Annotated in this window: 12 protein-coding genes; 11 read left to right on the forward strand and 1 reads right to left on the reverse strand. The window is 40.9% G+C overall.

All coding sequences use genetic code 11. From position 1 onward, the window contains the following. Positions 1 to 325: 325 nt before the first annotated feature. From purE to purB, 3 genes are read left to right on the forward strand one after another with little or no spacing between them, the layout of a single operon-like run. Positions 326 to 814: a 5-(carboxyamino)imidazole ribonucleotide mutase gene (gene purE, locus OZZ83_RS12395; protein ID WP_002309494.1), complete on the forward strand. Its 489-nt coding sequence runs from the start codon at positions 326 to 328 to the stop codon at positions 812 to 814. Next, complete coding sequence (gene purK, locus OZZ83_RS12400; RefSeq protein ID WP_002309493.1) at positions 807 to 1,931, forward strand: 5-(carboxyamino)imidazole ribonucleotide synthase; 1,125 nt, start codon at positions 807 to 809, stop codon at positions 1,929 to 1,931. Before purE ends, purK begins: the two co-directional genes overlap by 8 nt. Before the next feature lie 12 nt (positions 1,932 to 1,943). Beyond that, complete coding sequence (purB, locus tag OZZ83_RS12405) at positions 1,944 to 3,239, forward strand: adenylosuccinate lyase (protein ID WP_002306865.1); 1,296 nt, start codon at positions 1,944 to 1,946, stop codon at positions 3,237 to 3,239. Between the two features lie 157 nt (positions 3,240 to 3,396). Here the strand turns inward: purB and OZZ83_RS12410 are convergent, their stop codons facing one another. Continuing rightward, entirely contained in the window at positions 3,397 to 3,774 is a 378-nt protein-coding gene (locus OZZ83_RS12410; protein ID WP_002309492.1) for a hypothetical protein, read from the reverse strand. Between the two features lie 255 nt (positions 3,775 to 4,029). Between OZZ83_RS12410 and purC the strand changes: the two genes are divergently transcribed. Genes purC through purH form a run of 8 tightly spaced genes read left to right on the forward strand, consistent with a single transcriptional unit; the run spans position 4,030 to position 12,514 of the window. Beyond that, on the forward strand, positions 4,030 to 4,758 hold the full coding sequence (gene purC, locus OZZ83_RS12415) for a phosphoribosylaminoimidazolesuccinocarboxamide synthase (RefSeq protein WP_278023902.1): 729 nt from the start codon (positions 4,030 to 4,032) through the stop codon (positions 4,756 to 4,758). Further along, a complete protein-coding gene (purS, locus tag OZZ83_RS12420) occupies positions 4,758 to 5,012 on the forward strand; it encodes a phosphoribosylformylglycinamidine synthase subunit PurS (protein ID WP_002309490.1) in 255 nt (84 codons plus the stop codon). Before purC ends, purS begins: the two co-directional genes overlap by 1 nt. A gap of 1 nt (position 5,013) precedes the next feature. Further along, positions 5,014 to 5,685: a phosphoribosylformylglycinamidine synthase subunit PurQ gene (gene purQ, locus OZZ83_RS12425; protein WP_278023901.1), complete on the forward strand. Its 672-nt coding sequence runs from the start codon at positions 5,014 to 5,016 to the stop codon at positions 5,683 to 5,685. Continuing rightward, positions 5,686 to 7,908: a phosphoribosylformylglycinamidine synthase subunit PurL gene (purL, locus tag OZZ83_RS12430; RefSeq protein ID WP_002313845.1), complete on the forward strand. Its 2,223-nt coding sequence runs from the start codon at positions 5,686 to 5,688 to the stop codon at positions 7,906 to 7,908. Next, on the forward strand, positions 7,893 to 9,332 hold the full coding sequence (purF, locus tag OZZ83_RS12435) for an amidophosphoribosyltransferase (protein ID WP_278023898.1): 1,440 nt from the start codon (positions 7,893 to 7,895) through the stop codon (positions 9,330 to 9,332). Before purL ends, purF begins: the two co-directional genes overlap by 16 nt. A 22-nt stretch (positions 9,333 to 9,354) precedes the next feature. After that, positions 9,355 to 10,407 (forward strand): phosphoribosylformylglycinamidine cyclo-ligase, encoded by a 1,053-nt coding sequence (gene purM, locus OZZ83_RS12440; RefSeq protein WP_002309480.1) that lies wholly within the window; start codon positions 9,355 to 9,357, stop codon positions 10,405 to 10,407. Further along, complete coding sequence (gene purN, locus OZZ83_RS12445; protein WP_002313843.1) at positions 10,404 to 10,982, forward strand: phosphoribosylglycinamide formyltransferase; 579 nt, start codon at positions 10,404 to 10,406, stop codon at positions 10,980 to 10,982. The genes purM and purN overlap by 4 nt, the downstream gene beginning before the upstream one ends. Then, entirely contained in the window at positions 10,979 to 12,514 is a 1,536-nt protein-coding gene (purH, locus tag OZZ83_RS12450) for a bifunctional phosphoribosylaminoimidazolecarboxamide formyltransferase/IMP cyclohydrolase (RefSeq protein WP_278023895.1), read from the forward strand. The genes purN and purH overlap by 4 nt, the downstream gene beginning before the upstream one ends. Positions 12,515 to 12,516: the final 2 nt, after the last annotated feature.

Consider the following 12,516-nt stretch of genomic DNA (forward strand, 5'->3'; position numbering starts at 1 on the left):
ATTCCAATTTCCTATACACGGGCTCATGGCCCCAACATACGTAAACCTGATTCTAAAATGACAGTAAAGAAGTTCGGTTTTTGATAGGGACTCGTAGTCCTCAAGGCTTTGTTCGAACTTTCTTTCAATCTTCACTATAATCTAAAAATAGAAAATAGAGGAGAACATCATTCGTCAATGATGTTCCCCTCTAATCTTAGTATGTTTTATGTATTGGATAAACACGAACAATAAAATGGTTTTCTTTATCAATATTCGAAATTTCTTTGACATCAAAAAATACGATTGTTAAAATATGGATGTAGAAAAACTGGGAGGAAAAACAATGACAGCAAAAATCTCTGTGATCATGGGGAGTACTTCAGATTGGGAAACAATGAAAGAAGCATGTCAAATATTGGAAGAATTCGGTGTGTCTTATGAAAAAAAAGTCGTTTCTGCTCATCGCACACCAGATTTGATGTTTGAATATGCACAAGGCGCTCGAGAAAAAGGAATCAAAATCATTATTGCAGGAGCAGGTGGAGCCGCCCATCTACCGGGGATGGTTGCGGCAAAAACAACTTTGCCGGTTATCGGCGTACCGGTCCAATCACGAACATTAAATGGTTTAGATTCGCTTCTGTCGATTGTTCAAATGCCTGGAGGCGTGCCTGTGGCTACTACGGCAATCGGAAAAGCTGGAGCAATTAATGCTGGACTACTTGCGATACAGATGCTTTCCATGTATGATTTAGAATTGGAGGCTAAATTGGCTGAAAGACGTTCAATGTTGGCTAAAACTGTTATAGAAAGTAGTGATCAACTTGGTTAAACCTTTGTTGCCTGGTTCAACGATCGGGATCGTCGGCGGCGGTCAATTAGGTCGTATGATGGCGATTAGTGCAAAAGAAATGGGCTTTAAAGTAGGTGTGCTGGATCCTGTAAGTGATTGTCCAGCCGCACAAGTTGCAGATTGGCACATTGAAAGTGTCTATGATGACACCTTTGCGCTGAAAGAGCTTGCTAGAAGAACAGATGTCATTACCTATGAATTTGAAAATGTCAGTGTAGAGGCGCTAAATGCGATCTTACCCATGTCATTTATTCCTCAAGGGACAGACTTGCTTGCGATTACGCAAGACCGCCTATTGGAAAAATCTTTTTTGGAAACGAACAACATCGTGATTGCTCCTTATGCAACGATCGTCAGTCCGACAGATATCCAAGATGCGATTGACGGGATCGGTTATCCCTGCGTTTTGAAAACCACTCGAGGCGGTTATGATGGCAAGGGGCAGTATGTTTTGAAAAGTCGTGCAGACTTGGCCCCTGCAATGGATCTTTTAAGAGAAGGAACCTGTGTTTTAGAAGCTTGGATCCCATTTGAAAAAGAGATTTCGATCATGGTAGCAGGAAATGGACAAGGAGATTTCACAACTTTTCCGGTCGTGGAAAATATCCATCGAAACAACATTCTGCACGAAACGATTGCTCCAGCTGCGATTGATCAGGATGTGATCGAGGAGGCTGAGCGTATTGCCCGTGTGATTGCAGAAGCAGTAAGTCTTTCAGGTGCTCTAGGGGTAGAAATGTTCTTAACAAAAACAGGCGGGTTATATGTGAATGAATTAGCCCCTCGTCCTCACAATTCTGGGCATTATTCTATCGAAGCTTGTTCTATGAGTCAGTTCGATGCCCATATTCGAGGTATTTGCGGCTGGCCATTAGGAGAAAAAGTGCGTCTGACAAGCAATGCAGTGATGGTCAATGTTTTGGGAGAACAACTGTTGGAAAGCTATCGCTTGATTGAGAATAAGCCAGACTGGCAATTCCATTTCTATGGAAAAAAACAAGCGAAAAAAGGTCGCAAGATGGGACATATCACTATCTTGACAGAAGACATCCAGCAAACGCTGGAAGAAATCAAACAAACGAATATTTGGGATTAGAGGAGAAAAAACATGTTAGAACGTTATACACGCCCTGAAATGGGGAATATCTGGACGGAAGAGAACAAATACCGTGCGTGGCTCGAAGTCGAGATTTTAGCAGATGAAGCTTGGGCAGAACTTGGTGAAATCCCACAAGAAGATGTGAAAAAAATCCGTGAACATGCATCATTTGATATCGATCGGATCTTGGAAATCGAAAAATCAACACGCCATGATGTCGTTGCTTTTACACGAGCAGTTTCTGAAACATTGGGAGAAGAAAGAAAATGGGTCCATTATGGTCTAACAAGTACGGATGTCGTAGATACTGCTTATGGCTATCTCATCAAGCAAGCAAATGATATATTACGGGAAGACCTGAAACGTTTTACAGAAATCATTGGCGAAAAAGCAAAAGAACACAAATATACAGTGATGATGGGTCGAACACACGGTGTCCATGCTGAACCAACTACTTTTGGATTGAAACTTGCCACATGGTATTCAGAAATGAAACGGAACATCGAACGATTCGAACATGCGGCAAAAGGAGTAGAAGCAGGAAAAATCTCAGGAGCAGTGGGGACGTTCGCAAATATCCCGCCATTTATTGAAGAGTATGTATGTAAACAATTGGGAATCCGTCCGCAAGAAATCTCTACTCAAGTTCTCCCTCGGGATCTACATGCTGAATATTTCTCAGCGATGGCGCTTATTGCTACAAGTATTGAACGCTTTGCAACAGAGATACGCGGATTGCAAAAGTCTGAAACACGTGAAGTAGAAGAATTTTTTGCGAAAGGTCAAAAAGGTTCTTCTGCTATGCCACACAAAAGGAATCCAATCGGTTCAGAAAATATGGCTGGTCTAGCCAGAGTGGTGCGCGGACACATGGTCACTGCCTATGAAAATGTCACATTATGGCATGAAAGAGATATTTCTCATTCTTCAGCAGAGCGAATCATCTTGCCTGATACCACGATTTTATTGAATTACATGTTAAATCGTTTTGGCAATATCGTTAAAAATCTAACGGTCTTTCCTGAAAACATGAAGCGGAATATGTCTGCAACATTTGGTTTGATTTATAGCCAACGCGTTATGCTGAAATTGATCGATAAGGGAATGACAAGAGAAGAAGCTTATGATCTTGTTCAGCCAAAAACTGCGTATGCTTGGGACAACCAAGTTCAGTTCCGCCCGCTGTTAGAAGAAGATCCGACCATCACATCGGTCTTATCTAAAGAAGAAATAGACGATGCCTTTGATTATCATCATCATTTGAAAAACGTTGACGTGATATTCAAACGAGTAGGTTTGGAATAAAGAAGAGTGAGTTGCAAAATTTAATTAAAATAGAATAGCAAAAATAACCAAAAAAGAAGCAGATCCGTTAGCGGTTCTGCTTCTTTTAGTTTATTATGTTTTCTTATCAATGATAGGAATAAAGCGACTACCTCTTTATATACAAAAAATAGAGGAATTAAGCGTAAATGGCTTGGCTATTATAACTAAAATGCTGGTTATGGAGATGTTGCAGCAAATTTTCGAGAAAAGTATATTCCATCTCTTGTCCATTAAATAAGATCTGGATACGATAGTGATTTTTGAAAAGTTTCTGCTCGTGGATCTGACTGATTAAAAGTTCGCCTTTGTGTTCTGTTCGATAACGAAAAGTCCTTTTACGGCATTCAGCGCAACGCTTAGCTGCTCGGCGGATTTTCCGAAAGGTATAAAAACTAGTATCTTTATTGCATAAATAAACGTCTTTGATCGACAACAAATCATTATATAGACAGGAACGTTCTTCAGCCGTTAACTCTGATAAAAAAAGCTGACCTTGTTTTATTGCATCTTCCATCGGCAAGTGCCTCCTCGATCCAGTTATCCAAATTTTTAGTTAATTTTAATATACCATCATTATATATAAATGTAAACGCTTGTTGATGAGGGGGATTTTGTACTTACAACAAAACACGAACATTAAAAGAATCTAATGCCTTTAATGTACATATTTATATTGATTTCTAAAAAGATGATTGTTAAAATTCAAAGTGAAAACACGAACAAAAATCGTTGTATTTGCTTTGAATGTAAATAAAAAGGAGAGTCGGACATGGAGAAAAAAGAACTTCTGTACGAAGGGAAAGCCAAAAAATTATATCTTACCTCTGATGAAAACTTGATTTGGGTAGAATACTTAGATCAGGCGACTGCGTTGAATGGCGCGAGGAAAGATCAGATAAGTGGGAAAGGAGAATTGAATAATCAAATCACAAGTACGATTTTCCGCTATCTGACCCAGCGAGGAATAAAAAATCATTTTATTGAACAATTATCTAAAACCGAACAATTAGTAAGAAAAGTACAAATCATCCCTCTGGAAGTGGTGATCCGAAATATTGCAGCAGGAAGTTTCTCAAAACGTCTAGGTGTTCCTGAAGGCAAAAAATTAATCAAGCCAATCGTTGAATTCTACTATAAGGATGATCAGTTGGATGATCCGTTTGTCAATGAAGAGCATATCTATTACTTGCAACTGGCAAAACCGGAAGAAATCAGTGAGCTGAAAACCCAAGCATTAGCTATCAATAAAATTTTGATCGAATTATTCGCTAAGGTTGGTCTGGTTTTAGTAGATTTCAAGCTAGAGTTTGGTCGGTCGAATGAAAAAATATTACTTGCGGACGAAGTAACACCGGATACTTGCCGATTATGGGATGAACATACGAATGAACATATGGACAAAGACGTTTACCGCAGAGGCTTAGGTAATCTGATTCCAGTCTATCAAGAAGTATATAACCGTCTATCGGAACTAACTGAAGAAAAGGAGCGAGTATGATGTATTTCGTAAAAGTTTATGTAACCTATAAAGATTCAGTATTAGATCCTCAAGGAGAAGCAGTAAAAAAAGCAGTCCATCGTATGGGATATGAAACAATCGAAGATATCCGTATCGGAAAATACTTTGAGATACAACTTGCTGATACAGAAGAACCAATCGATACAGTGATTGAAACGATTTGTGATAAGTTGCTTGCAAATGTAAATATGGAAACATACCGATATGAAATCAAAAAAATGGAGGAAGTATAACATGAAATTTGCGGTCATCGTTTTTCCAGGTTCAAATTGTGACGCAGATATGTTATGGGTAGTTCGCGAGATCATGGGCGCTGATGCCGAATTTGTACGGCATGATGAGTCCTCTTTAGAAGGATTTGATGGGGTTTTACTGCCGGGAGGATTCTCCTATGGTGACTATTTGAGATGCGGCGCGATTGCTCGGTTTTCTACAATCATGGAAGAAGTGATTCGTTTTGCTGAAGAAGGGAAACCCGTATTCGGTACATGTAATGGATTCCAGATATTGACAGAAGCTGGACTGTTGCCAGGTGTACTGAGACGAAATGAGTCTTTGCATTTTATTTGTAAAACTGTACCATTGAAAGTCAATCCTAAGACGGCCTTTACTTCAGAATATGAAGCAGATGAAATAATCTCTCTTCCAGTTGCTCATGGGGAAGGAAATTATTTCTGTGACGAAGAAACACTTGAAGACCTAAAGGAAAATAATCAGATCGTCTTTACTTATAATGACAACATCAACGGCAGCGTGGAAAACATTGCAGGGATTACGAATAAAGCGGGGAATGTGTTAGGAATGATGCCTCATCCAGAACGTGCAGTAGAAGACTTGCTAGGATCAGAAGATGGGAAACGATTCTTTGCTTCCATTTTAAAAAACTTCGGAAAGGTGACCGTATAGATGAAAACATTGAATGAGCCGACAGCTGAAGAGATCAAGAAAAAAAGAATCTATGCCGAATGGGGATTGACTGATGAAGAATATCGAATGATCGAAGAAGATATCTTAGGAAGAATGCCTAATTATACGGAAACTGGACTGTTTTCTGTTATGTGGAGCGAACATTGTTCCTATAAAAATTCTAAACCGGTTCTACGCAAATTTCCTACTAGTGGACCTCATGTCTTGCAAGGGCCTGGAGAAGGCGCAGGCATCGTCGACATCGGTGATGGACTAGCAGTTGTCTTCAAAGCAGAAAGTCACAACCATCCCTCAGCCGTGGAGCCTTATGAAGGAGCTGCGACAGGAGTTGGCGGAATCATCAGAGATATTTTCAGCATGGGTGCTCGTCCAATTGCGTTGCTAGATTCATTGAGATTCGGCGAATTAGATAATCCAAGAACAAAATATTTACTAGAAGAAGTAGTTGCAGGTATCGGCGGATACGGCAATTGTATCGGCATACCGACTGTAGGTGGCGAAATTGCATTTGATCCTTGTTATGAAGGAAATCCATTAGTCAATGCAATGTGTGTAGGTTTGATTGAACACAAAGATATCCAGAAAGGGCAAGCTGCTGGTGTCGGCAATTCGATCATGTATGTAGGAGCAAAAACAGGTCGCGACGGCATCCACGGCGCAACTTTTGCCTCAGAAGAATTTAGTCAAGAAGAAGAACAGCAACGTTCTGCTGTACAAGTAGGGGATCCTTTTATGGAAAAGCTACTGCTTGAAGCGTGTTTGGAATTAATCTTGCATCATTCGGATTCTCTAGTAGGTATACAGGATATGGGAGCAGCAGGACTTGTTTCATCTAGTGCGGAAATGGCTTCAAAAGCTGGTTCAGGACTTATATTGACATTAGACGAAGTCCCACAAAGAGAAACTGGAATGACGCCTTATGAAATGATGCTATCCGAATCACAAGAACGGATGTTGATTTGTGTCAAATCAGGAGAGGAGGAAAAAATCCAAGAACTATTTCAGAAGTATGATCTAGATGCAGTCACTATCGGTAAAGTAACAGACGACGGGCAATATCGTCTATATCATCAAGGGAAAGAAGTAGCGAATCTGCCAGTCGATGCGCTGGCTGAAGATGCGCCAGTCTATCATAAAGAGATGAAAGAACCAGCTCGAATCGCAGATTTTCAGCAGTTGGCTTCTTATCAGCCGGTTATTGAAGAACCTGGACAAGTATTGCTTGATCTGTTGCAACAACCGACGATTGCTTCGAAACGTTCAATCTACGAAACTTATGATTCACAAGTACAAACCAATACAGTGGTCTGTCCAGGAAGCGATGCGGCTGTGATGAGAGTCAGAGGGACGAATAAAGCATTAGCGATGACCACAGACTGCAACGCTCGCTATCTCTATTTGGATCCAAAAGTCGGAGGACAAATAGCAGTGGCAGAAGCAGCTAGAAATATCATTGCTAGCGGTGGTAGACCCTTGGCGATCACCGACTGCCTGAACTATGGTTCTCCTGATAAACCAGAAGTTTTTTGGGAATTATCGACTTCAGCTGACGGCATTGCTGCTGCGTGTGAAACGTTAGGAACTCCTGTTATTTCAGGAAATGTCTCTTTATATAATGAAACGGACGGTCAAGCAATCTATCCAACACCGATGATCGGTATGGTCGGATTGATCGAGGAACATGAACATATCACTACTCAAGAATTCAAAAAATCAGGGGATCTAATCTATATATTAGGCAAGACGTTTGCAGATTTTGATGGCAGTGAATTACAAAAGATGCAGCTTGGAAGAATCGAAGGGGTGATTCGAAACTTTGATCTAGCCGTTGAAAAGAAAAACCAGGAGTTAGTATTGACAGCCATCCAAAATGGATTGATTGAAAGTGCCCATGACTGTTCAGAAGGTGGTTTGGCAATTGCACTGGCAGAATCAGCTTTCAAATATCAGTTAGGTTTATCTGTGCAGTTTGGCTTGCCCTCTGCTCAATTGTTTGCAGAAACTCAATCAAGGTTTGTATTGACAGTTGCACCGGAAAACCAGACACGATTCGAAGAAATGATGGGAGATGCTGCTGTTTTAGCAGGTAAGGTGACGGATGAAGCGCTAATCGAAATATCAGCAACTGACGGTCAAATCAAAATAGAAACAGCAGTAGCAAGAAAGTGCTGGGAGGATGCAATCGTATGTCTTATGAAGTGAAGAGTTTAAATGAAGAATGCGGGATCTTCGGTGTTTGGGGTCATCCAGACGCCGCTAGTGTGGCATACTTCGGGCTCCATAGTCTTCAGCATCGAGGACAAGAAGGTGCGGGTATCGTGTCCAATGATCGAGGGAAACTCATGGGGCATCGAGATCTGGGTCTACTTTCTGAGGTATTCAAAGATCAAAGAAAATTGCAGCAGTTAATAGGAGAAGCTGCAATCGGACATGTACGTTATGCAACAGCAGGCAGTGGAAGTGTGGACAATATTCAGCCTTTTCTATTCAAATTTCATGATCAGTCGATCGGCTTAGCGCATAATGGTAACTTGATCAATGCTCGCTCCCTTAGAAAAGAGTTAGAGGAAAATGGGGCAATCTTCCATTCCAACTCCGATACGGAGATATTGATGCATTTGATCCGACGAAGTGAAGAAACAGATTTTTTAAATAAATTGAAAAGTGCTTTAAATGAAGTCAAAGGTGGCTTTGCCTATTTATTAATGACAGAAACGGCAATGATTGCCGCTTTGGACCCGAATGGTTTTCGTCCATTAGCAATCGGACAAATGAAAAACGGAGCATACGTGATTGCCTCGGAAACTTGTGCATTAGAAGTTATTGGGGCACGTTTTATAAGAGATGTCCAGCCTGGTGAGATAGTGATCATCAATGACGAAGGAATCCAGATTGATTGCTTTACGAAGGACACGCAGCTTTCTATTTGTTCGATGGAATATATCTATTTTGCCAGACCGGATTCAAATATCGCAGGGATCAATGTGCATACTGCCCGGAAAAATATGGGACGGAATTTAGCGAAAGAATCGCCAGTAAAAGCAGACATGGTTGTTGGTGTACCTAATTCTTCTTTGTCAGCCGCAAGTGGTTATGCAGAAGCTAGCGGTATCCCTTATGAAATTGGATTAGTAAAAAATCAATACATTGCCCGAACATTTATCCAGCCGACGCCAGAGCTAAGAGAGCAAGGGGTCCGAATGAAATTGTCTGCTGTACGCGGGGTAGTGGAAGGGAAAAAGGTGATCATGGTTGATGATTCGATCGTTCGGGGCACGACAAGCAGACGGATCGTCCATCTTTTGAAAGAAGCAGGAGCAAAAGAAGTACATGTGAGGATTGCTTCTCCTCCTTTGAAATATCCATGTTTTTATGGGATTGATATTCAAACGCGTAAAGAACTCATTGCGGCCAATCATACGATTGATGAAATCAAAGAATGTATCGGTGCCGATTCTTTAGGTTTTTTAAGTGAAGAGGGTCTAATCGAATCGATCGGTCTGGAAAAAGATGCCCCGTATTCAGGATTGTGTATGGCTTATTTCAACGGAGATTATCCGACACCGTTATATGACTATGAAGAAAAATATCAGGAATCACTAAAAGAAAAAGTATCGTTCTTTTAAAAGCAGATCAAGAAGGGAGCATATGAAGCCAATGGCAAATGCATACGCAAAAGCTGGCGTAGATGTCGAAGCTGGATATGAAGTAGTAGAACGGATCAAGAAGCATGTCAAAAAAACGGAACGATTAGGTGTGATGGGCGCTATAGGAGGATTCGGCGGCTGTTTCGATTTATCGGTCTTTCAATTAAAAGAGCCAGTCCTTGTTTCGGGGACCGATGGTGTAGGGACGAAATTAGCAGTAGCAATCGAAGCGGACAAACACGACACGATCGGAATTGACTGCGTAGCGATGTGTGTCAATGATATCTTAGCACAAGGCGCAGAGCCGTTGTATTTCTTAGACTACTTAGCAACGGGGAAAAATGATCCGACACGTTTAGAAAATGTAGTAAAAGGTGTAGCGGATGGGTGTGTTCAAGGAAATATGGCACTGATTGGCGGAGAGACAGCTGAAATGCCCGGTATGTACTCTGGAAATGATTATGATCTAGCCGGATTTGCTGTAGGGATAGCTGAAAAATCTCAATTATTGACAGGAGAAACAATCAACCCAGGAGACGTGTTGCTTGGAATAGCATCTAGCGGAATCCATTCAAATGGGTACTCTCTTGTTCGCAAAATTTTCTTTGAGCAGCAGCAGTTTTCTTTATCATCAAAACTGCCAGAATTGAAAAAAACACTTGGCGAAGTATTACTTGAACCAACGAAAATCTATGTTTCTTCCTTGCTTCCCCTAATCAAAGAAAAGAAAATCAAAGGAGCTGCACATATCACCGGTGGAGGGTTTGTAGAAAATATCCCACGAATGTTACCAGAATCTATGGCTGCTGAAATCAAACTTGGCACATGGCCGATTCTTCCGATCTTCGGCTGTTTACAAAAATATGGTGAGATTCCTATGATGGAGATGTATGAAATATTCAATATGGGCATTGGGATGGTCTTAGCAGTCGAGGAAGCAAAAGTAAAAGAAATCGTACACGAGATTGAGCAAGCTGGCGAAAAAGTTTATGAAATCGGGAAAGTGATCGCCAAAGAAAAACATCGTGTGGTGTTTACAGGAGAAGAACGATGAGAATCGCTGTTTTTGCTTCTGGAAACGGAAGCAACTTTCAAGCGCTAGCCGATTATTTATCAAAAAAAGGATTGGAAGCTTCGATTGACTGGTTGTTTTGTGATCAGCCTGCAGCATATGTTTTGAAACGTGCAGTCGCATTGGATGTACCGGCAGATTGTTTTTCACCTAAAGAATTTGAATCCAAAAAAGAGTATGAAGAAGCGATTTTGCATAAATTGAAAGAAAAAAAGATCGATTTGATTGTACTAGCTGGATACATGCGAATCATTGGACCAGTATTGCTGGAAAATTATGATAAAAGAATCATCAATATCCATCCATCTCTTTTACCTTCATTCCCTGGTTTGCATGGCATTCGTGATGCATTTGAAGCTGGAGTAAAAGAAACGGGTGTCACAATTCATTATATCGACCAAGGTGTAGATACTGGACCAATCATCCGACAGGAAAAAGTGAGGATCGAACAGGAGGACACGTTCGATTCTTTAGAAGAAAAAATCCATAGAGTAGAACATCGAATCTATCCAGAAGTGATTAGTGAAATTATTGAAAATGGAGGCTATCTGAAATGACAAGAGCATTGATCAGTGTATCAGATAAAACTGGGATTGTAGCATTTGCCCAAGGTTTGATTGAACAAGGAGTAGAAATCATTTCAACAGGAGGAACAAAGCATGCATTGGATCAAGCTGGGATCAAAACGCTTTCGATCGAAGAAGTGACAGGGTTTCCTGAAATGATGGATGGTCGTGTCAAAACACTTCATCCTAAAATCCATGGTGGTCTTTTAGGGAGACGCGATCTCCCTAGCCACATGGAGGCAATGGAGACGGAAAATATCCAACCAATCGACTTTGTTTGTGTCAATTTATATCCTTTCAAAGAAACGATTATGAAACAAGATGTCGAAATAGCAGAAGCTATTGAAAACATTGATATCGGTGGTCCTAGTATGCTCCGTAGTGCAGCAAAAAACCATGAATTTGTCACCGCTGTTGTTGATCCATCTGACTATGAAGAGGTACTTTCAGAATTACGTCAGTATGGGCATACTTCACTTTCTTTCAGACAAAAACTAGCGGCAAAAGTCTTTCGTCATACTGCTGCATATGATGCACTGATCGCTCAATACTTAACGGATTGGGTGGAAGAAAAAGAACCGGAAAAATTGACACTTACGTATGAACGAAAACAAACGCTTCGTTACGGTGAAAATAGTCATCAAGCCGCTGCCTTTTATCAGTCCGCTCTTCTGGAAAAATATTCGATCGCAGCAGCAAAACAACTCCATGGGAAAGAACTTTCTTATAATAATATCCGTGATGCGGATGCTGCGTTACGGATCATGAAGGAATATGACGAGCCAACGGTAGTCGCCTTGAAACACATGAATCCTTGCGGTATTGGGTCAGCATCTACGATTTTAGAAGCGTGGGAAGCAGCATATGAAGCAGATCCTGTTTCAATCTTTGGTGGGATCATCGTTTTGAATCGAGAAGTAGATCTGCCAACAGCAGAACAGATGCATAAGCTGTTTCTAGAAATCATCATTGCCCCTTCTTATACACAAGAAGCTTTGGAATTACTGCAAAAAAAGAAAAACATCCGATTACTGACAATAGACTTTGCGCAAGAAGAAAGTCAAAATCGAGAAGAAACGGTCTCAGTCTTAGGTGGACTTCTTGTACAAGATCAAGATCTGGCAATGGAAAACGAAGAAGCGTGGAAAGTCGTGACAAAACGTAAGCCAACTCCAGCAGAAGTAAAAGCATTGGCGTTTGCTTGGAAAGCTGTCAAACATGTGAAATCTAATGCGATCGTGCTGGCAAACGAACGTCAGACAGTAGGAATCGGAGCCGGTCAGATGAATCGAGTCGGTTCAGTAAAAATTGCGATTGAACAAGCGCGAGAGAAAATGGAAGGTGCAGTTTTAGCTAGCGATGCTTATTTCCCAATGGATGATTCAGTTGAATATGCAGCCAAACATGGTATAAAAGCAATCATTCAGCCAGGCGGAAGTATCAAAGATCAAGATTCTATTGATATGGCGAATAAATACGATCTAGCAATGGTCTTTACTGATGTTCGGCATTTTAGACATTAGAG

It is taken from the genome of Enterococcus sp. E5-162 (assembly GCF_035725965.1).
Taxonomy (GTDB): domain Bacteria; phylum Bacillota; class Bacilli; order Lactobacillales; family Enterococcaceae; genus Enterococcus_B; species Enterococcus_B lactis.

Bases quoted from the DNA above. Each gene is read 5' to 3' on its own strand.
- purH (WP_278023895.1), top strand. From the start codon at position 10,979: ATGACAAGAGCATTGATCAGTGTATCAGATAAAACTGGGATTGTAGCA.
- purL (WP_002313845.1), top strand. From the start codon at position 5,686: ATGAAAACATTGAATGAGCCGACAGCTGAAGAGATCAAGAAAAAAAGA.
- purC (WP_278023902.1), top strand. From the start codon at position 4,030: ATGGAGAAAAAAGAACTTCTGTACGAAGGGAAAGCCAAAAAATTATAT.
- purE (WP_002309494.1), top strand. From the start codon at position 326: ATGACAGCAAAAATCTCTGTGATCATGGGGAGTACTTCAGATTGGGAA.
- purQ (WP_278023901.1), top strand. From the start codon at position 5,014: ATGAAATTTGCGGTCATCGTTTTTCCAGGTTCAAATTGTGACGCAGAT.
- purB (WP_002306865.1), top strand. From the start codon at position 1,944: ATGTTAGAACGTTATACACGCCCTGAAATGGGGAATATCTGGACGGAA.
- OZZ83_RS12410 (WP_002309492.1), bottom strand. From the start codon at position 3,774: ATGGAAGATGCAATAAAACAAGGTCAGCTTTTTTTATCAGAGTTAACG.
- purS (WP_002309490.1), top strand. From the start codon at position 4,758: ATGTATTTCGTAAAAGTTTATGTAACCTATAAAGATTCAGTATTAGAT.
- purN (WP_002313843.1), top strand. From the start codon at position 10,404: ATGAGAATCGCTGTTTTTGCTTCTGGAAACGGAAGCAACTTTCAAGCG.
- purF (WP_278023898.1), top strand. From the start codon at position 7,893: ATGTCTTATGAAGTGAAGAGTTTAAATGAAGAATGCGGGATCTTCGGT.
- purM (WP_002309480.1), top strand. From the start codon at position 9,355: ATGAAGCCAATGGCAAATGCATACGCAAAAGCTGGCGTAGATGTCGAA.